We start from the raw sequence: 19,654 nt of genomic DNA on the forward strand, positions 1-19,654 counted from the left end.
GGGCTCCGTTCTTATCGGGGGTTGTTATACCCAATTTTAGTCCGGATCAAGCTCGAAGCTCCTTTAAATCCATTACAAATTAGTCAAAGAAAGGAAAGTGGATACTGCGGTGTGACTGTGTCGGGCAGCGAGCTCGCCGTCAATGTGGAAATCCTGGCCAGCAGCCGGTCCGCACAGGTCGGACACGGCACGCAGTGACATCCACGGCACGCCAGCAGCGTAACAGGTTTGCGCCATCGCGGCGGTTTCCATGTCAGTGGCGATTGCTTCCGGGAAGCGGTCACGTGCCTCGGCCACGTTCGCTGCAGTGATGAACGCATCAGCGGAAACCACCCGACCGGTCATAACCGGAATACCGAGATCTGGCACCGCAGCGGCGTCGTAGGAAACCGGCATGCCAGGCACCTGCCCTGGCTCATATCCGAAGGCGGTGGCGTCGGCCATGGAATAGATCGCGTTGGTTGCCACCGCGATCTGGCCCACCTCGATATCGGTGTGGAGGCCACCGCAGGTACCGGCCGCAATCACCAGATCCGCGGAATCTGCCAGCATCAACGCCCGCGCCGTACCAGCTGCTGCATTGGCCAGCCCAATGCCCGTGACCGCGATCAAACGATCTGGGCCGAAGTGAAACTCCTGGTTAGCAATCTTCTCCACCCGGTGATCTGCGGGGAGTTCCGCCAGGAATGGAGCCGCCTCCATCTCCATGGCGCACTGGATGATGATCACTACAGGACCTCTTCCCACTCCCCGCGCTTGGCGAGGAATGCGCGTGCGGCGCTTTGCGCGTCGGCAAGCGAGTGGTTGGCGCCCCAACCGCACTGCACCTCGTTAGCGGCGGGCACTTCGGTTGCCTGGAGGATGTCGTTCAGGGTTGCTTCCAAAATAGAGAGGAATTCTGGCATCTCGATTCCCAAGGTCAGGGCGTAGAAGCCGGTTTGGCAGCCCATTGGGGAGAAATCAATGAGCTTATCGGTGTGGTTGCGCATCAGTTCGGCGGTGAGGTGCTCCAGCGAGTGAATCGTCGGCATCTCCAGGTGGCCGGTGTTAGGCTGTGCGAAACGCACGTCGTATTTGATCAGCACGTCGCCGCCGGGCAGCTCCTTACGATCCGCCACGCGCACATACGGCGCCTTCACCTTAGTGTGGTCGAGGTTAAAGGACTCTACGTTCATCTTCATGGCCCTTAGTTTAGCCGGGCTTACCGACGGCCGAAGGCAGCGATCCTAATTCATAAAAACAGCCCGTTTTTACAAACTAGCGCCCCTGGATCGCAGTCTTATTTATAAAAACACCGGTTTTTTACAAATAACAGATGTGCTACTGGGTTGCACTTGTATCTGAAACCCCCTAGTGTGATGTTCATATGAAGCACGCTATGACGCACAAGGGAGGTAAGTCTGTGTCACTACATATAGAAGAGCAGGTTACCCTGACTGCGCAGGACGTTGAGCTTATTTCTAAATTCCGAAGGCAGTTGAGCGGTGCTGAACCGGCTGTTACGGCCTCTGACGGGCAGAATGCTCCGGATGTTGTCTCACAGATCATCAGTAAAGTGCTCGATGCAGTGGCTGCTGGCCGGCCGATCAGCATTTCAAGAATGCCTGAACAGATTACGACCACCACCGCAGCAACCTTGCTTGGAGTTTCGCGGCCGACCATCATGAAGTACATCAAGCAGGGAAAACTATCGTCAACGATGGTTGGCACGCATCATCGCCTCAATACGGACGAAGTCCTCGCATTTCTTGAGAAGCGAAAAGAAGAACTGCGGCGGTCGGTATTTGATGTCATGGATCTCGAGCCGTAAGCACAAGTGTGGAACTGGGTAGGATGACACTGTGTCGTATGTGCCGGTGTCAAACTCAGTGCTTCCAGATGCGAATATCTGGTTTTCTACTACTTTGCACTCATGGTTTGGGTTGCTTGCTGCAAAAACGTTAGGCAGTTGGACATTTCACTGGACTGAAGACATCCTTGCAGAAGCGATATATAACAAGCGGCGGAAATATCCAGACAGTTCGAGCCATCAAATAGAAGCGATTCGTGATCGCCTGCTAAATTCAGACACATTTTCTGCTATTCAACCCGCATCTACCTCCCCTTGGGGCAGGAGTTCGACTTTCGGTGTCGACCAACCTAGCGGAAAGATCAAGAGCCCCGGGTGCTTGCTCAAGAGCAGAGGCATCACCGGGGCGTTCGAAGTCATAGTAGCATCGCTTGTATGGGGAGTAAAGGGGAGAGTTATTGTCGCATGGTTTTGGCAGGGTTTCCTGAGCCTCGGATGCGCTCGTACCTAAACGCTGCTGGCGGCGATGTTGACAAAGCCCGAGACCTATATGTGTGGAACACACGTATGGCTGGGGCGGCTCTTGAGCAACTTGGCCATTTGGAGATCCTGTTGCGGCATGCCGTCGATGTTCAGCTTTCCAATCGCGCAAGAGAGCGTGAAATTGGGATCCCGTGGTTCTTGATGCCTCCCTTCTTAACCGCCCAAAGTGAAGCGATCGAGGTTGTTCGTGAGAGGTTAAGAAAGCAGAATCGAGAGACAAGGGATCAAATCATCGCTGGTCTTTCTTTTGGATTCTGGACAGGCTGGTTCGGTTCAAAGTATGAAGAGTTGTGGCGCCAAAGCCTTAGATTAGCGTTTCCGAATGGGTCTGGACAGCGCAAAGAAGTTGCGCGTCTGGTTGAACAGATCCGCAAGTTTCGAAACAGAGTGGCGCACCATGACTCACTCCTGAATGTTGATATTGGTTTTGAAATGAACGCTGTCTTCCAGCTCGCCGCACTGATCAACGCCGAAGCGGCTAACTGGATGATCATGGTGGATCGCACTCGTGAGGTTGGGGCTGCACGACCTGTTACTGTCAAAGACACAGTAGTAGTGCCCAGCAACGCCACCTCACCGTATTACGAGGATCTACATGCGTACATCTGTCAGGCTGGGCGCTATTTCCAGCAGGTCAAGTACCTCGCTGTGTATAAGGGTCGACAAATCTGTCCGGAAATTTCACGCATTAAGGTCCGCAAAAATAACGTCGTGTGGAATAGTGTAGAAGCTCAGCGACTAAAGAGCAGCGATGATCGATTTGAAAGAAAACTCGGCAACGTGATGGAAGCAGGGCTGAATCGCGGACTAAAGCATGGCGTCTACAAAGTCTTTTTGCTTTCACAGCACGGTGATCCAGAGCATGTTCAACTGTCGGCACCATTAAAAAACGATCGATCTGGGCGGACGTCTGCTTTTGTCCGCAAGCAACGCTACACCAGTGTCCATGAGCTTAGACATGCTTCAACAGTCTGGGACCTTGCATAGTAGCTTCGTGGGGACCCAGATAAAAGGACAGAACGCGAAGGCTTAAGCGAAGTTGAATCGTCTTGGCGAATCATGTCGTGACATTTTGCGCAAAGCGGAACCCACTCCGTTCGCGCCAGCTCGTTACTTATCAACGGATCAGACCGAGCTTCAGAATGCGGCAATGCTGTGGCTTCACGAAGTCGGCGATCTTGCAACCAGCGATCTCATGGCGCTCAACGGAATCTCGCGTGGCACAGCGAAGGCCTGCATTGATGCGATGGCCGAATCGGGAAGCGTCACCCCCATCGGCAACGGCCGCTCCCGCCGATACCGCTTGGCGCAATAGCACCCCGCTAATCCACCAAGGTTTCCCCAAAACTCGAAATCATTGTTAGATTAGACCCCCCTAATCTAACAATCCCTAGGTGAGCATGACTATGAACCTTCACGACATCGTCCGAGAGGTAGCCCTCCAGCAGCCAAACGCAACAGAATCGCCGTTCCTGGATAAGTGGCACGCGTTCACAATCAAACGCAAATGGTTCGCACTCATGGGAACCTTAAATGGCGAGCAGATTGTGAACGTGAAGGTGGACCCGTTTGAAGGGGAGCTGCTGAGACAGCAATACCCCGGCATTACGCCGGGGTATCACATGAATAAGAAGCATTGGGTGACGATCACCGAAGGCCAAGGGGTTCCGGAGGAACTGATTAGTGAGCTGGTTGTTGATTCTTGCCGGCTCGTCGCAGGCCCAGTGCGAAAAGCAGGCCAATAGTCAGGACTCCGGCGGAGAAGTACATAACCATGCTGGTGGCGTCGGCAAACGCCTGGCGCAGTACCTCGCCCACAGCGGGGCCGAATTTTTCCGTCAGGCCAGGGATCGCAGCACCCGCAGAATCGGAGGTGGCGGACGTTAGCCCGTCAGCCGCCTGTTCTGGCAGCCCAACACCGGTCAGCAACGACGGCAACCGCGATGTCAAGCTGGTGGCCAGAACCGTTCCGGCAACCGCGACGCCCAGGGCCGAGCCCAACTGGCGCGAGGTGGACTGTGTTGCGGAGCCCATGCCGGATGAGGCGACTGGGACGTCGGCAAGCACAACGGAGGCGAGCTGAGCCGACGCCAAACCGACGCCCGTGCCGTACACCGCGAGCACCACTGCGATAATCCACGGCGAAGAGCCGGGCCCAATGATAAGCCCAGCGGCCAGGATGCCACCGATCTCCAGCACGAGGCCGATGATCACGGTGAGCGCAGGACCGAACGCTGCGGCAACATGGCGGGCCGCTGCGCCGGAGAGGAAGGAACCAAGCGCCATCGTGGCGAGCACCCAGCCGGCGTGAATCGTGCCCAGCCCCAGTACAGAGATCAGGTAAAGCGGAAGCACGAACAGCGCCGAGAATTCGCCCAGTGCCACGGTCATAGCGGTGATATTGCCGTTGCTAAAAGTGCCGATCCGGAAGAGTGACAGGTTGAGCAGGACAGGGCGGGATCCCCGTCGGCGCGCGTTCTCCAGCGCGATGAACGCGCCCGCAAACACCAGGCCCAGCAGGATGGCCACCGGTGTCGGGGAAATACCCATAACGTTCAGGTCACTCTTGGGCGTCCACCAGCCCAGCGACGTGGCCTCAATCAGGCCGTAGACCAAGAAACCAAGCGAGAGCGCGGAAAGAACGGTGCCGGGGATGTCGAAACCGGGGACCTCGCCACGGTCTTCAAATCCGCGGAACAACCGGAAACCTGCGATGAGCAGTGCTAACACAATCGGGATGTTGATCAGGAAGATCCAGTGCCACGAAAATGACTGGGTGAGCCAGCCGCCGAGCAGCGGGCCGACGGCCGCCATGGAGGCCATGATGGCGCCCCAAATGCCAAAGGCGGTGGCGCGTTCCTTGTCCCGGAAGGTGGCGTTAATGGTGGCCAAGGTGGACGGCAAGATCATCGCGCCACCAACGCCCTGGAGTCCGCGGGCAAAAATGAGCAACCCGGCGGATGTGGAGGCGGCGGCGATACCGGAGGCGAGCGCGAAAACGAAGAGTCCGGCGGCAAAGATCTTGGTGCGGCCGAACTTGTCGCCCAGCGTGCCCATGAGAAGGAGCAGCGCTGCAAACACGACGGAATACAGTGAGGACACCCACTGGGCTTCGGTCAGGTTCAAATCAAGTGAGGTGATGATCGCGGGGAGGGAGACGGACACGATCGTGGAGTCCAGCACGATCAGGGAGACGCCGAAGATGAGGATCGCAAAGACCTTCCAGCGGTTTTCATGGGCTGTTGTAGGCATCAAAGTTCCTTTCCGAAACTGCGACATGGTGTCGCACATATCTCTATTGAACCACTCTGATCGAAATTGCGCCAGATTATATGCACGTGCTTACACTGAACACATGAACGCCCGGGAACTGCATCGCGAACAAACGATGACCGCCATCGTGGAAGCCGCTGAGGAGCTTCTGCGCGTCGGTGGCCCGGAGGCCCTCACGGCAGGGGCGGTAGCGAAGCAGGTGGGCCTGGCCCGCAACTCGCTGTATCGCTACGTCGATTCGATGGATGACCTGCGGGGGCGCGTGGTCATGAGGTACCTGCCGGGGGCGGTGGCTTCCATTCAAGGGGCCGTCGATAAGGCGGCGTCGCCCGATGACGCCCTCCGTGCATACATAGCGGAGAACCTGCAGATCGCCGCAACTGAAAACCACGCCTGCATGATGCAGCTGGCGGAGGGGGTTCCCGGCGAGGCGAGCGCGCAGATCGCCGAGGTGCACCAGCAGCTTATCGACGCCATCGGTCGCCTCCTCGTCCCCTACCAGGTCAGCGATCCCGCGCTCGCGGGCGAGCTGATTCAAGGCGTGCTCGTTGCGGGCTTTGGGGCCCTGGAACGCGGTCGCTCTTTAGAGGCCGTGACCGACTATTGTGTTGCCGCGGCGCTGGGAATTGTGCGCGCCTAGCGGGGCTGTGTTTTGCTTTCGTTGACCCCGACATTACCCTCCCGAAGTTCGGGGTTTTTGACCCGTTTTGGGGCAACCTCGGGGGCGTAATGTCGGGGCCAATGGAGGCAACGTCAAACCAGCCGACATGAAAACCTGATGCGTTATACTGCGAACTTGTACAGTAAGCACTAATTTTCATTAAGAGCTAGTAATGAACATTCGCGTCACCGCACTGCCACTGGCACTGGGCCTGTTGGTGCTCACCGTGCTGGTCGCGCTGAGCCTCGGGCCGATCACCATCCCGATTGCCGAGTTGCCTCACAACCTGGTGGTCCACAATATTCGACTGCCCCGCGTGCTAGTTGCCGCGCTGGTCGGCGCCGCTCTTGCCACATCGGGCGCCCTGATGCAGACCATCTTCCACAATCCGCTGGCTGATCCAGGGATCATCGGAGTTTCTTCGGGCGCTGCACTGGGCGCGGTGCTCACTATCGTCAGCGGCGCCACATTCTTAGGGATGTGGACGCTCCCAGCGGGTGCTTTCATCGGGGCGTTGGTGACGGTGACCGTTGTGTATCTCATTGCTAGCACCCGGAAAGCCGGGGATCCGGCCACATTGGTGCTGGTAGGTATGGCTATTACGTCGTTTATTGGCGCGGTGATCTCCGCAGCGGTGGCGAACGCGCCCCAGGATTCTGACCTGCGTAGCGTCATGTTCTGGATGAACGGTGATCTGGTGGCCCGCACGTGGGCGCACGTGTCTGTCGCTGTGCTGCCCATCGTAGTCGGGTTGGCGTTGGCGGTCGCACTGTCTCGTGATCTGAATATCTTGCTGCTGGGGGAAGCGACTGCCCAGTCCAGCGGACTCAATATTAAGCGGCTGCGAGTATGCGTCCTGGTCCTGGCAGCCGTGATGACCGCGACAGCGGTGGCGGTGAGTGGCACGATTTCCTTCGTGGGCCTGGTGGTGCCACATCTGATCCGCATTACCTTAGGTCCGGACCATAAGCTGCTGCTCCCCCTGGCCGGGGTATTGGGTGCCACCTTCGTGGTCGCCGCAGACATCGTGGCGCGACTGTTGTTCCAGCCAGTGGTGCTGCAGACAGGCACCGTGGTGGCGTTCATTGGATCGCCGGTGTTCCTGTACTTGTTGCTGCGCACCCGTAACTCGCGCAAGGGGCTGGGCCTGTGAAGATCACGAATCTCAGCCTCAGCTATGATCGCCCCATCTTAACGGACGTGGCCTTCACCGCCCCCGCCGGGAAAGTGACGGCGCTGGTGGGCCCCAACGGGGCCGGGAAGTCGACGCTGCTCAGTGCGGTGGCGGGGCTGAATGAAGCCACTGGCAGCATCCGCCACGAGGGGCACGACGTGACCGCACTGGGCCCCAAGCAACGCGCCCGCATCGTGTCCTTCGTGCCCCAAGACACTGCCTTGAGCATTGGTTTTACGGCGCGTGAGGTGGTGGCGATGGGGCGCTACCCGCACCGCGGGCGGTGGGAACCAGAAACCGAGCGGGACCGTGAGCTGGCGACTAAGGCCCTGCAGCAGGTGGGCGCCACCAGTCTTGCCGAGGCCCCGGTGAACCAACTCTCTGGCGGCCAGCGGCAGCTCATCCACATCGCCCGCGCTGTCGCCCAAGACACGCCCGTGATCTTGTTGGACGAACCCGTCTCCGCACTCGACCTGAAACACCAGGTTGCGGTGTTGGAACTGTTGGGCCAGCTCAGCGACCAAGGCAAAGCTGTCCTCGTGGTTCTGCATGACTTGAATCTGGTAGCCCGCTGGTGCCACCGTGCGGTGCTGCTCGAAGACGGCCATGTTAGAGCCGAGGGCACCACAACCCAGGTGCTCACGAAAGACAACTTGGAGCGGGTCTACCAGCTTCCGTTAAGCGTAGAACCACACCGCGCCAGTGGCGCCATGTTGATCACCCCGAAACCCGTAGCAGGAGCATCGTGACGTTTACCATCGCCGCTTGGGGGTTTCACGGCCCCGCGAATCTGACCGTTGAGAAGGCTAAAGCAGAGCTTGCGCAGCAGGGCATCGCCATCGTGCACATCCCGCTTGACCAGCCACTCCCCGACTGCGATGTGGTGTGGGTGCAAGGTTGCCACCGACCGAGCCGGGCCACGGAGGTGATCGAAGCGGCCGGGGACAAACCTCTGTACACGGTCCCACCGAATGCCCAGCACCTGATGAAGCGGACTGCGTACAGGGAGGGCGTGGACAAGCGCATTGCAGATGCCTTGCGCACCTGTACCCCGGCGCGCCTTGTGCACGCCGCGTTGCTGTGCGCGGGCGAGGACCCCGGCGAGTGCCCTGATGACATTCCTCGGGGCCACTACCCTACCGCTGCGCCGGCTGATCCGGTGGGCACGGTGGGGGTTGCCGCCTCCGGTCTGCATGTTGCCGCAGGTGACGCCGCTTATATTGATGCGGTGGCCGAGGCGTTGGTGGCGCAGCAGCTTCGGCCGATCGTCTGGTTGGGCGATCCGTCCGACATGTCGGAGCCGGTGGACGTGTGGCTGAATCTGACGGGGTTCACCCTGACCGGAAATCATGGCGCGCCGCAGCTCGAGCGCGGAATCGAGCTGGCGGAGGGCAATGACGCGCAGCTGATAACACCGGTGCCGTTGCAGCGTGGCACGCTCGCGGAGTGGACAGATCCGGGCACCACTGGGCTGTGGCCGACCGCGGTGAGCATGAACATTGCCATCCCGGAGTTGGAGGGGGCGACCGTCCCGTGGGTGTTCGCCGGACGGGATCCGAGCACCGAGCTCCTCACGCCGGTGGTGGAGAATGTGACCAGGCTGGCGGAGTGTCTGCGCAGGCTGGTGACGTTGCGGCGCACTGCTAACAAAGATCGAAAGCTGTCGATCACCATTTTTGGTCACGATGGCGATGGCACCGTCGGTACGGCAGCGCACCTGGATGTGTTTGAGTCGCTGCTGGAATTCCTGCGGTTCCTGGACCAGCAGGGATACACGGTTGAGCTGCCTACGAATAAGGATGAGCTCATTGATCGCATCGTGGGTGACGGCGGCGGTGGGGCGCGTTCGGCGAGCAGCGAGCTGGGTCGGCTGCCAGCCCCGCAGTACGCTCGGCTGCTCGGGGCTCATGTGAAGCGGATTGAGGGGGCGTGGCGGAAAACCCCTGGCGAGGTGGATACTGATGGTCGGGACCTCATCATCCGGGGCGCCCAGTTTGGCAACGTGGTGGTGGGGATTCAACCCCAGTTCGGCGACGTCTCAGACCCGGCGGAGCTGCTCATGCGGGACGACGCCACCCCCTCGCACTCCTTCGCCGCCTACTACCTGTGGCTGGAGCACGTCTTTGGCCACGATGCGATGCTGCATTTCGGCACGCACGGTGCGTTGGAGTTCATGCCGGGCCGGCAAACCGGTCTTGCGCTTGATGATTGGCCATTGCTGCTGACCGGCTCGGTGCCCCACAGCTACCTGTATGTGATGGCGAACCCCGGGGAAGGCACCATCGCTAAACGACGCTCCGCCGCCGGCCTCATCTCCTACCTCACGCCGCCGCTTGCCGACGCCGACCTCTACGGCAATCTCGAAGAGCTTTCGCAGGCGCTGGACGCTGATGCCAGCGATATTGACCGCCTCGCCGAGGCCTGCGGTTTTGACGCGGGGATGGACCGGGTGGAGCTGCGGCGCGAGTTGGAGCGGATCCGCCGCTCCCCGATCGCGATGGGCCTGCACGTGTTGGGTCGGCCGATGCTCAGTGAGCAGACCAAACGCTCAGTGGAGCTCGCCACCACTTACGGCCACAGCCCCGAGGTGCTCAACGAGCTGGAGGAAAAACTCCAGGTCAATGAGGAGATGACTGCGCTCGAGCACGCTTTCACCGGCTACACTGCCCCAGTGCCGGGTGGCGATCCGGCGCGGCGACCGGATGCCCTCCCTACCGGCCGGAACATCCACGGTGTGGACCCTGCGACCGTGCCAACACCGAATGCCTGGGAGCGAGGTCGGGCGACAGCCGAGGAATTAATCCAGAAACACCAGCAGGAGCACGACGAATTCCCGGAAACCATTGCGATGGTGCTGTGGGGCATCGATAACATCAAAACCCAAGGTGAGGGTATCGCGCAGGCGTTTGCCCTGGTGGGGGCGCAGCCGGTGACCGGGCCCCGGGGCCGGGTGGACTCCTACCGGATCCTCCCGCTGGAGGAGCTGGGACGCCCGCGCGTGGACGTGGTGTGCACGCTGTCCGGGGTGTGCCGCGACGTGATGCCCAACCCCATTGCGCTACTCGATGAAGCCATCCGGGAGATCGCCACGTTGAACGAGCCCCTGGCCTACAACCCGATTGCCCGGCACGCCTCAGATTCCGCCGAGGAGCTAGACATCCCGTTGGTGGAGGCTGCGGTGCGGATTTTCTCGGCCGCGCCGGGCAACTATGGCACGGGCGTCAATAAGCTCATCCAGGCCGCAAGCTGGGACGATGATGCGGAACTAGCGCAGATGTACTTGCACCGGATGGGGCATGCCTGGGGAGCGAGCAACGGAGTGAAGGCGCATGCGGTGCTGGAGCGTTCCCTCGGCACGGTGGACGCTACGTTCCAAAATGTGGATTCGGCGGAAACCTCCCTAGCCGGTGTGGACCACTACTTTGAATTCTTGGGAGGCGTAACCAAGACCGTCGAGAAGCTGCGTGGGCAGGCGCCGCAGTCCTACGTCTCCCACGCGTGGCACGCCACACCCGGGGTGGAAACGTTGCAGGACGCGATGCGTCTGGAGTCACGCACCCGAATCCTGAACCCTAAATGGGTGAATGCGCAGCTAGAGCACGGTTATTGCGGGGTGGCGCAGGTGCGCACGCGCCTGGAAAACACCTACGGCATGCAGGCCACCACCGGCGTGGTGGACGGGTGGGTCTTTGACCAAGCGGCCGAGCTGTTGCTGCTGGACGAGGACATGCGGCAGCGAATGGAGCAAGAAAACCCGGCGGCGGTGAACTCGATGACCACTCGCCTCCTCGAAGCCCACGACCGTGGCCTGTGGGACGCCTCAGACACCCACATCGCAGAGTTGGAAGAACTCGCAGACCGACTCGATGACATCTTGGAAGGAATCTAAATGTACCCATTTACCTCGATCGTTGGCCAAGATGAACTCAAGACCGCGCTGCTGCTGTGCGCGGTAGACCCACTCATTGGTGGTGTGCTCGCGTTGGGTGATCGGGGTACCGGCAAAACCACCACCGTGCGCGCCCTTGGGGAACTGCTGGACGATCCGGTGGTGGACTGCCCGTTGGGGGTCACCGAGGATCGTCTGATCGGCTCCATGGACATCGACCATGCGCTGGCGACCGGCGAAACCAAGCTCCGCCCCGGCCTGCTTGCCGACGCCCACGGCGGATTCCTCTACATCGACGAGATCAACCTGCTCGATGACCACCTCGTGGATGTCCTGCTGGATGTGGCGGCCTCCGGCGTGAATATCGTGGAGCGGGAAGGGATTTCGCACACGCACCCGGCGCGCTTTGTGCTGGTGGGATCGGGAAACCCGGAGGAGGGCGAGTTGCGTCCCCAGCTGCAGGATCGTTTCGGCCTCGCCACCTGGGTGCACACGCTGACGGACCCAGCACTGCGGCTGCGCATTGTCCGGGACCGGTTGGCTTTTGACGCTGACCCGGAAGGATTCGTGGCGGCGGCGCGCCCGGCGCAGGACGCACTACAGGCCGATATTGCCCGGGCCCGCCAGGAGCTGCCCCAGGTGGCGTTAGATGATGCGGCGTTGGTGCAGATCATCGAGTTGTGCGCCGCAGCCGGCACCGTGGGGCATCGCGGGGAGTTGGTGGTCACGCGCGCTGCCACCGCGCACGCCGCACTCCGGGGCGCCACCGAGGTCACTACGGAGGACATTCGGGCCGTTGCTCGGTTGGCGCTGCGGCACCGCGTCGCTACCGAACCGTTTGAAACCCCCGCTGACGTGGAGGAACGGTTGGGAGAGCTCCTTGGTTAACCCGCTGTTTCTGCACGCGTGGGCACGTTGCCCAGGGGTGGGCATGGCAGTGGTCGGGGACGCGGCGCTTATCGACGCCCTCTGGCCACAACTCATCGCACTCGCCGGACCTACTGTCCGCCTCTCCCCTGGCATGGACCTTACTCACCTGAGTCAAGAAGCAGCGACCGCGGTGGTGTCATATGGGGAAGCCTGGGAACCTGAGATGGCAGCCGCGATCCGCGCCCAGCGCATCCTGGTACGCACCGCCACTCTTGCCGACCTGCCCGGCGCCCTCGCGGACGCAGCACCAGCAGTACTGGAACTTAACCAGGAATCTTCCCCACAGCTGGTGCGTGCGCTGTTACAACCCGCGGAGTTACCCGGCGTTGACCCGGCCGCTGCGGTGGCAGCAGTACCCGCGGAAAAAATCGTGCACCTGCTCACCACAGCAGGATTGGCGGCAGCCCGGCTCGATGTCCCCGCAGCCCGGTTCGCCGCACAGTTGGCCACGCTCGGCGCGGACGAAACACTGATTATGCAGGGCGTATTCGAACTCTTCGTGGCGCCCCGCACCGAGCTGACCGAACCCCCGCCGCCTCCAGATCCAGCGGAGGAAGAAACACCAGAACAACAACAGTCCCGCGACGAAAGCCAAGAATCCGAGGAGCTGCCGCCCCAGGAACCCGACGCTCCTGCCCCGCCGCCACAGCTCGTAGTGCGCAACCGCGCCGGGCGAACCCGCTGGCCAGGGCGGGGCGGGGCGGAAGAATTTTCGGCTTCACGCGGGCGAATCCGCAGGGTACTCCCCCACACCGGTGACGCACCACTAGCAATTCTGCCGACTATGGCGGCGGCCGCGCCCTGGCAGCCGCTGCGGCGCAGCAGCGGATCACCGCGGATCGTGGTGACCAAGGATGACCTGCGCACCCAACAACGCGTTACCCGTGGCGCGGGGCTGGCCATCATCGTGGTCGATGCTTCGGGGTCAATGGGGCTCGGGGCGATCCGCACCGCAAAGTCGATAGCGCTCGGGATCTTGGATCAGGGCTACCGGAACCGGGATCGGGTGGCAATTGTCGTCGCCAAGGGGGGCGAAGCCTACCTCGGGCTGCCGCCGACGAAGAGCGTCACCCGCGCCCGAGACTGCGTCCGCTCCCTCCCCACCGGTGGTGGCACTCCCCTGGCATCCGGGCTTCTCATGGCCCATAAATTAGCCTCCCGGCACCCACCGGAACGCGTTCGCACCATCGTGCTCAGCGACGGCGCCGCCAACGTCGGGTTCACCGATACCGGGAAAGACATCGCCCGCCGTGACGCCCGCCGGGCACTTCGCCAACTGGAAACCGCCAGCCTGGTGCACCTGATGCCCCTGGGTAACAACCGGGGTGCGCGTCGGCGAGGCGACCCGCTGGCGTGGCTCACCGCACCTTAACCAACTGGCACTTCACCAAAGGAGAACAATGAAAAAGCTACTAACCGGACTCGTTGCGTTGGCGCTGCTCACAGCCTGCGGTACGACCGCGCCGGAACAACAAGACACCGCCAAAACCAGCCAAAGCGCTGACGCAGCGCAGTTCCCACGCACCGTGAGCGTCGGCGGCACTGACGTGGAGGTTCCCGCCAAACCACAACGCATCGCGGTGCTGACCCCAGACCTGGCATCCCTCGTGCTGCCGCTGGTCGGGAAAGACCGCGTTGTTATGGCCTCAGAAATGAACCCTGAGCTGGGCAAAGTTGCAGAAGAAGCTGCCGCGGTGCCTCACGTGGTGAAGGTGGGGGCGCCGGTAGACCCCGAGCAGGTCCTGGCCAGCAACCCAGACCTGGTACTCATCAGCGCCCGGCATGACGGCGAAAAGGACGCCACCGCCATGCTCAAAGAATCCGGCGTTCCCCTGGCCGTCGTATCCTCCGACGACTGGAGCAGCATCGATGACATCCTCACACACCTCGACGAAGTAGCGAAGTTGGTGGGCGAAGAGGACGCCGGGAAAGAACTGCGCAGCTCCATCGAAACCGAACGCGCTAAGGTCCTGAAGAAGGTGGAAGGCGAGCCGACGGTACTGACGATGATGAGCCGGGGCGGCAAGAACCTCATCATGTCCAAGACCACCATGCTCAACGGTCTGGTACGTGAGGTGGGTGGCAAACCAGTTATCGACGAGTTGGGCGCCCCCGGGTCCGTGCCTGCTGACCCAGAGACGATCGTCAAAGCGGCACCCGAGGTCATCATTATCCAGAATTACCGAGGCAGAGGAGCAGAGGACTTCAAAGCCGTGCTGGAAAACCCTGCGCTTGCCGAAGTGCCGGCCATCAAGAATGGACGCGTGTACTACGCCGACACTGCAACTACGGGAGTGACCTCAGCTGCCAAGATCACCGAAGGGCTGGCGCAGGTCTCCGAGTTTCTGACCGCCATGTAGGGGACAGGTACGCTAGTTAAGTATGAATTCCACGATCGATACGCAGCTCGGCCACCGCACGATCCGTTCCTTCTCCGCTGAACCGGTCAACCTGGACCCGATTTTGGACGTGGCGATGCGCACCCCCAGCTCCCTCGGGCTGCAGCAAGCCAGCATCATCCACGTCACTGACCAGGCGCTGAAGGACAAGCTCGCACAGATCGGCAACCAACCGTATGTAGCGGATGTGCCCGTGTACCTGCTGTTTATTGTGGATACGCACCGCAATGACCAGCTCACCGACGCCGAGGGCGGGGCGTACGCCCGCAACTTCACCGCGGGATTTACCGATGCCTGCCTCATGGCACAAAACGTCTGTGTCGCCGCGGAAAGCATGGGGCTCGGCGTCAACTTCTACGGCAACGTGCATAACGACGCCCAGGCGGTCATCGACCTCCTGCAGCTACCGCAACTCACCTTCCCGGTAGTGGGCATGGGAATTGGCTGGCCGAACCAACAGCCACAGCTCAAACCCCGCCTGCCACGGAGCGTCCGAGTGATGGAAAACAGCTACGCGGAGGCGGATCCAGCGGCAGTAGCGCAGTACGACCAGGACATCCAAACCTACTATGACCTGCGCAATCCTGATAAGCCGGTGCCTAGCTTCACCGCCCAGATAGCCGGCCACTACCGGATGCCACAGGACCTACGGGATTCGACCTTCGAGGTAGCCCGCAGGCAAGGGTTCGTTGTGTAGCCAATCAGCGCCCCAAAGTAATCTCCTAACTTCTGCCCAGCAGAAAATCTGAATTTTAACTGGACTTTCCGAGCCTTGAGAGAGATTGTTTATTGTCTTGATGTAACAGGAGAAAATGTATGTCTCTTTCCACTCTGCTCGATGCCACAACGCTGCTGCAGGGCTTCGGCCCCTGGGTGTTGGTAGGCCTAGCCGGTATCGTGTTCATTGAATCCGGTGTCCTCTTCCCCTTCCTCCCCGGGGACTCGTTGCTAGTCACCGCCGCGATCTTGCGCCACGACCTCAGCATCCGGGTGTGGACCCTCTTGCTGGTGGCAGCGATTGCGGCCGTGCTGGGGGATCAAGTGGGCTTTTGGTTGGGGCGTCGATTTGGTCGCGGGATGTTCAGCCCGGACGCTCGGGTACTCAAAACCGATCACTTGCACAAAGCAGAAGAATTCTTTGCCAAGCACGGCGCCTTCGCTTTGGTCTTGGGCAGGTTCGTGCCCATCGTGCGCACCTACGTCCCAGTTGCTGCCGGCACAGCGGATATGACCTACCGGAAATTCTTTGGGTGGAATGTGCTCGGCGCCATCGGCTGGGTGGTGTCCATGGTGTTGGTGGGCGTCCTGTTGGGGGACATCCCCGGCATTGCGCACCGTATCGACGCCATCATGCTGGTCATCGTGGGCCTGTCCGTGCTCCCAATTGTGCTTTCCTACCTGAACCAGCTGCGACTCGCTCGCGTGGAGAAGTAAATGAATTTTGGTGCGATCTCCCTGACAGAGAACCCGGCCCCGTGGGTAATCTACGCGATGCTCATCACGGCGTTCGGTGTAACGATGTGGGGATATCGCCGATCATGGGCGCGCACCGTGTGGTCACTGGTACTGGCAGCGTTGGTTGCTGCCACGTGCTGGGTCATCCTCGAACAAACGTGGAAGCCGTTCCCGGATCGGGTTCCGTGGCAGATCTATGTGGCGGGAGGGGTCGCAGCGACTGCGCTGTTTGGGACCGTGCTGCAACGCGGGCGCCGGAAACTCTTGGCGCTGATGACGCTGTTGGCGCTGCCCGGGGCCTGGGGCGTGTTTAACCTGGAGTTCCAAGAGTATCCCACCGTTCATTCCCTTGACCCTAGGCCCATCGTGCAGAAGATGGACTACGCCACCTTCCAGCAACTTAGTGCACCTCCAGAAATTGAGGGCAGGGAAGTGGGCGCCCTGGTCACCGTGGATCTGGAAGCCACCCAGTTCACCCACCGACCTGCGCTGGCCTACATACCACCGGCGTATTTCACGCAGCCTGAGCTGCAGCTACCAGTCGTCGTGATGCTGGCGGGCAATCCCGGGTCCCCCTCGCAATGGTTTGACCCCGGTGAGGCCACGCGGACCTTGGAGGACTTCCAAGCAGCACACGATGGCGTATCCCCCATTCTGGTTAGCGTTGATGGGACGGGGTCGATGACGGCGAATCCGATCTGCGTTGACGGCCCCACCGAGAAGGTGCAAACATACTTGGCTGTGGACGTGCCGGCGCAGCTGAAAAAGAAGTTCCGAGTGCAGCCAGACCAGCAGAAATGGACCATCGGAGGTCTCTCCTACGGCGGGACGTGTGCGCTGCAAGTGGTCACCAACGCCCCGGATGCGTATGGGACGTTCCTGAACTTTTCTGGCCAGAAAGAGCCGACTGTTGGCGATCACGTTAAAACAGTGCAGCAGTTCTTCGGTGGTGACGAGGAACAGTTCCGAGCAGTCAATCCCGCTGACCTGCTTCGTAATTCAGATGGACAATACTCTCACCTCCAGGGACGATTCGTCGCGGGAGAAAAAGATCTCCACTCTCGGGAAGACCTGAGCTACCTGCATAAATTGGCTTCCGAAGCGGGTATTGATTCGACATATGAGGAGGTGCCAGGCGGACACAGTTACCAAGTGTGGCGTGTGGCACTGCGAAATAACATGGACTTTGTTGCAAAGCGAGGCGGCCTGTTATGAAACTGAAAAACTATCCAGTCACACTCGGGGCGGTCGTGGTGCTATGGGCGCTGCGAGCCACCTACGGATTCGACACTGACTGGATTCGCGATAGCCTCGGATTCGGGATTAGTACAGATTCTCCCTGGTGGACGGTCTTCAGCTCCGCGCTCACAGTGGCTACCTGGTCCGGGGCGGTGCTGCTGACCATTGCGCTATTGCTGCTTGGTGGGGCAGTGGAACGCAACCTGGGGTCGCGACGGTACTTCCTCGGCGCTGTGATCGCGCACCTGATCGGATTAGCTCTGGGATCAGCATGCGTGTGGACGCTGGACAAGATAGGTCTGTACTGGGGAGACATGCTTGAACACGAGCGTATCCTCAATCCGTTTGTCTGGCTGGTCGGCATTAGCATGTACGCCTCCGCGCAACTGGGTCCGCTGTGGCGCCACCGTATTCGGACCTTACTGCTGGTGCTTACCACCACGCTGATTCTGTACGCCGGTGTGATGGCTGACTTCGCTTTCTTCGGCGCCGCCATATCGGGTCTGCTGCTAGGGCAGTGGGTATCCCACCGCAGGTTGCAATTGCCTAAGTCCTCCCTCCGGGAGTCCCGTGTGTTGGTTGCAATCATGGTGCTCACCGTGTTTGCAGGACCGTGGCTCTCGGGGATGAATCCAGATGCCGCCGGCCCCTTTTCCGACGTGGCGTTCTTTGTGGTTCCCGAGCTATCGAGCGACCTCGTAACTTTTGTCTGTGAGGACAATGTCGCACCGGCGGCCTGCGCCCGGATATTGTCGCATCTCAGCGCATCCGGGGTGGGGCAAGCGCTAGCCAACACCATGCCACTGTTCATCGCCGCGGTCTTTGCTCTGGGGTTGGCACGTGGCCGTCGTATCGCGTACCACTTCAGCCTCCTTGCGCTGGCTGTGACGGTGCTTGCCATTGGCGGTGAACTCTTCCGCTTGGGCTTCGACGACCCAGTGTTCCTGGTCTACATCAGCTTGCCATGGCTGCTGTGCGCCGGTTTCTTGGTCGTGCGCCGAGGGCTGTTCTCGGTGAAGCTCAGCGTGAATCGTCGGGTGGGCTTCTTCGCAGCCGTCGCGGGATGGTTCGTGGCCACTGCTGCGGTGTGGCTTGTGGTGGGGCGGATGGTCTTCAAGGCAACGTTCTCCCAGCTGCTTGCGGCGCTGCCGCTTAGGTACCTGCCACCGGTCGTCGCTAAGTTTGCTTCTTTTGATGTCTTGCCTACGACGCCGACGGCGTGGGCGGTCGCCCAATGGGTCGGTGTGGTGTTTTGGGCTGGGTTCCTGGTGCTGTTTATTCGTCTTATCGGCAGCGCGCCGGACCCCGTGTCGGAGTCGGATCGGGTGCGCGCCCGGGAGCTGCTGCAAGCTGGTGGCGGGGACCACCTGTCCTGGATGACGCTGTGGCCTGGCAACTCCTATTGGTTTGGCGACGGAGGCTATGTTGCCTACCGGCTCCACAATGGCATTGCCGTCACCGTAGGTGAGCCGGTCGGGCCGCCCGAGCTTGCCGACGCCTTCGAAAGTTACATCTACTCGACCGGCGCCCAGGTTGCCTGGTATTCGGTTCGGCCTTCGTTTGCAGAGACCAGAGACCATTGGAACCGGGTGGCGGTGGCGGAAGAGTCCGTGATCCCGGTGGTGGACGCCCCGGAGTTTAAAGGCAAGAAGTTTCAAGATATCCGCACTGCCCGCAACCGCGCGACCAAAGAAGGAATCCACGCCGAATGGACGACGTGGTCCGAATGCTCGCTCACAGTACGCGCACAAATTGCAGAGATCTCCGAAGAATGGGTGGCCGACAAGGCGCTGCCCGAAATGGGGTTTACTCTCGGCGGTCTCGCTGAGCTCGATGACCCTGCAGTGCGGCTCATGTTGGCCCTCGACGAGGAGGGGCAGGTCCACGGCGTCACCAGCTGGCTACCCGCGCCGGGAGGCATCGTCCTCGACTTCATGCGGCGCCGCACCGACGGGTTCCGCCCAGTGGTTGAATTCTTGATCGCTTCAGTAGTAGAGCAGGCGTATAACGACGGCCTGAGCTGGGTATCCCTGTCCGGCGCGCCGCTGGCCGCCACGGATCCCGGCGCCTTGGGGCAGGTGCTTGAACGCGTGGGATCTGCCCTGGAACCGCTCTACGGGTTCCGGTCACTGGCCGCTTTTAAACGTAAGTTTGATCCGGTGCACGAAACCTGGCTGATGCTGTACCGCGATCCGCTAGCACTACCAGCCATCGGCATGGCGGTGTCCAAATGCTACGTTCCTGAAATCGGGGCCGAAGCTAGGAAACTAGCGTGGCACACTTTGGGCAAGAACTGATAACA

The 19,654-nt window shown here is 60.7% G+C and carries 17 protein-coding genes and 1 pseudogene; 15 read left to right on the plus strand and 3 right to left on the minus strand.

What is annotated here, in order from left to right; translation table 11 throughout:
* Positions 1-72 precede the first annotated feature (72 nt).
* Together mtnN and ACZ6ZO_RS03710 are read right to left on the minus strand one after the other, a co-directional pair.
* Entirely contained in the window at positions 73-729 is a 657-nt protein-coding gene (gene mtnN, locus ACZ6ZO_RS03705) for a 5'-methylthioadenosine/S-adenosylhomocysteine nucleosidase (RefSeq protein WP_465290635.1), read from the minus strand.
* Positions 729-1,181: an S-ribosylhomocysteine lyase gene (locus ACZ6ZO_RS03710; RefSeq protein ID WP_465290637.1), complete on the minus strand. Its 453-nt coding sequence runs from the start codon at positions 1,179-1,181 to the stop codon at positions 729-731. The genes mtnN and ACZ6ZO_RS03710 overlap by 1 nt, the downstream gene beginning before the upstream one ends.
* 197 nt (positions 1,182-1,378) lie before the next feature.
* Here ACZ6ZO_RS03710 and ACZ6ZO_RS03715 point away from each other — a divergent pair, with 197 nt between their 5' ends.
* From ACZ6ZO_RS03715 to ACZ6ZO_RS03730, 4 genes and pseudogenes are all read left to right on the plus strand, one after another.
* Positions 1,379-1,810, plus strand: a complete 432-nt coding sequence (locus ACZ6ZO_RS03715) for a helix-turn-helix domain-containing protein (protein WP_465290639.1) — start codon at positions 1,379-1,381, stop codon at positions 1,808-1,810.
* 546 nt (positions 1,811-2,356) lie between these two features.
* Entirely contained in the window at positions 2,357-3,319 is a 963-nt protein-coding gene (locus tag ACZ6ZO_RS03720) for a hypothetical protein (protein WP_465290641.1), read from the plus strand.
* A gap of 61 nt (positions 3,320-3,380) precedes the next feature.
* Positions 3,381-3,647: pseudogene (locus tag ACZ6ZO_RS03725) on the plus strand (DUF5635 domain-containing protein); the annotation flags it as partial.
* A gap of 85 nt (positions 3,648-3,732) precedes the next feature.
* A complete protein-coding gene (locus ACZ6ZO_RS03730; protein ID WP_465290643.1) occupies positions 3,733-4,077 on the plus strand; it encodes an MmcQ/YjbR family DNA-binding protein in 345 nt (114 codons plus the stop codon).
* Here the strand turns inward: ACZ6ZO_RS03730 and ACZ6ZO_RS03735 are convergent.
* The gene (locus tag ACZ6ZO_RS03735) at positions 4,013-5,584 is read right to left on the minus strand and encodes an MFS transporter (protein ID WP_465290645.1); all 1,572 of its coding nucleotides are present in this window, start codon (positions 5,582-5,584) and stop codon (positions 4,013-4,015) included. The genes ACZ6ZO_RS03730 and ACZ6ZO_RS03735 overlap by 65 nt on opposite strands.
* A 103-nt stretch (positions 5,585-5,687) precedes the next feature.
* Between ACZ6ZO_RS03735 and ACZ6ZO_RS03740 the strand changes: the two genes are divergently transcribed.
* The 11 genes from ACZ6ZO_RS03740 to ACZ6ZO_RS03790 all read left to right on the plus strand — a co-directional run bounded on the left by ACZ6ZO_RS03740 (position 5,688) and on the right by ACZ6ZO_RS03790 (position 19,649).
* The gene (locus tag ACZ6ZO_RS03740) at positions 5,688-6,245 is read left to right on the plus strand and encodes a TetR/AcrR family transcriptional regulator (protein WP_182385035.1); all 558 of its coding nucleotides are present in this window, start codon (positions 5,688-5,690) and stop codon (positions 6,243-6,245) included.
* A gap of 193 nt (positions 6,246-6,438) precedes the next feature.
* Positions 6,439-7,419 carry a FecCD family ABC transporter permease gene (locus ACZ6ZO_RS03745; RefSeq protein WP_465290648.1) on the plus strand — a complete coding sequence of 327 codons (981 nt, stop codon included), beginning with the start codon at positions 6,439-6,441 and terminating at the stop codon, positions 7,417-7,419.
* The gene (locus tag ACZ6ZO_RS03750) at positions 7,416-8,189 is read left to right on the plus strand and encodes an ABC transporter ATP-binding protein (protein WP_465290650.1); all 774 of its coding nucleotides are present in this window, start codon (positions 7,416-7,418) and stop codon (positions 8,187-8,189) included. Before ACZ6ZO_RS03745 ends, ACZ6ZO_RS03750 begins: the two co-directional genes overlap by 4 nt.
* Positions 8,186-11,329, plus strand: a complete 3,144-nt coding sequence (locus ACZ6ZO_RS03755; RefSeq protein ID WP_465290652.1) for a cobaltochelatase subunit CobN — start codon at positions 8,186-8,188, stop codon at positions 11,327-11,329. The genes ACZ6ZO_RS03750 and ACZ6ZO_RS03755 overlap by 4 nt, the downstream gene beginning before the upstream one ends.
* Positions 11,330-12,217 carry an ATP-binding protein gene (locus ACZ6ZO_RS03760; RefSeq protein WP_465290654.1) on the plus strand — a complete coding sequence of 296 codons (888 nt, stop codon included), beginning with the start codon at positions 11,330-11,332 and terminating at the stop codon, positions 12,215-12,217. It abuts the gene before it with no gap.
* A gap of 43 nt (positions 12,218-12,260) precedes the next feature.
* A complete protein-coding gene (locus ACZ6ZO_RS03765; protein ID WP_465290656.1) occupies positions 12,261-13,631 on the plus strand; it encodes a VWA domain-containing protein in 1,371 nt (456 codons plus the stop codon).
* Positions 13,632-13,659: 28 nt separating this feature from the next.
* Positions 13,660-14,619 (plus strand): ABC transporter substrate-binding protein, encoded by a 960-nt coding sequence (locus tag ACZ6ZO_RS03770; RefSeq protein WP_465290658.1) that lies wholly within the window; start codon positions 13,660-13,662, stop codon positions 14,617-14,619.
* A gap of 22 nt (positions 14,620-14,641) precedes the next feature.
* Positions 14,642-15,355, plus strand: coding sequence for an NADPH-dependent oxidoreductase (locus ACZ6ZO_RS03775; RefSeq protein ID WP_465290660.1), 714 nt, complete (start codon positions 14,642-14,644; stop codon positions 15,353-15,355).
* 119 nt (positions 15,356-15,474) lie between these two features.
* The gene (locus ACZ6ZO_RS03780) at positions 15,475-16,092 is read left to right on the plus strand and encodes a DedA family protein (protein WP_208768423.1); all 618 of its coding nucleotides are present in this window, start codon (positions 15,475-15,477) and stop codon (positions 16,090-16,092) included.
* Positions 16,093-17,328, plus strand: a complete 1,236-nt coding sequence (locus ACZ6ZO_RS03785) for an alpha/beta hydrolase (protein ID WP_465290662.1) — start codon at positions 16,093-16,095, stop codon at positions 17,326-17,328.
* Positions 17,325-19,649, plus strand: a complete 2,325-nt coding sequence (locus tag ACZ6ZO_RS03790; RefSeq protein WP_465290664.1) for a bifunctional lysylphosphatidylglycerol flippase/synthetase MprF — start codon at positions 17,325-17,327, stop codon at positions 19,647-19,649. The genes ACZ6ZO_RS03785 and ACZ6ZO_RS03790 overlap by 4 nt, the downstream gene beginning before the upstream one ends.
* Positions 19,650-19,654 lie beyond the last annotated feature (5 nt).

The sequence above is a fragment of the Corynebacterium sp. NPDC104732 genome, from assembly GCF_055583565.1.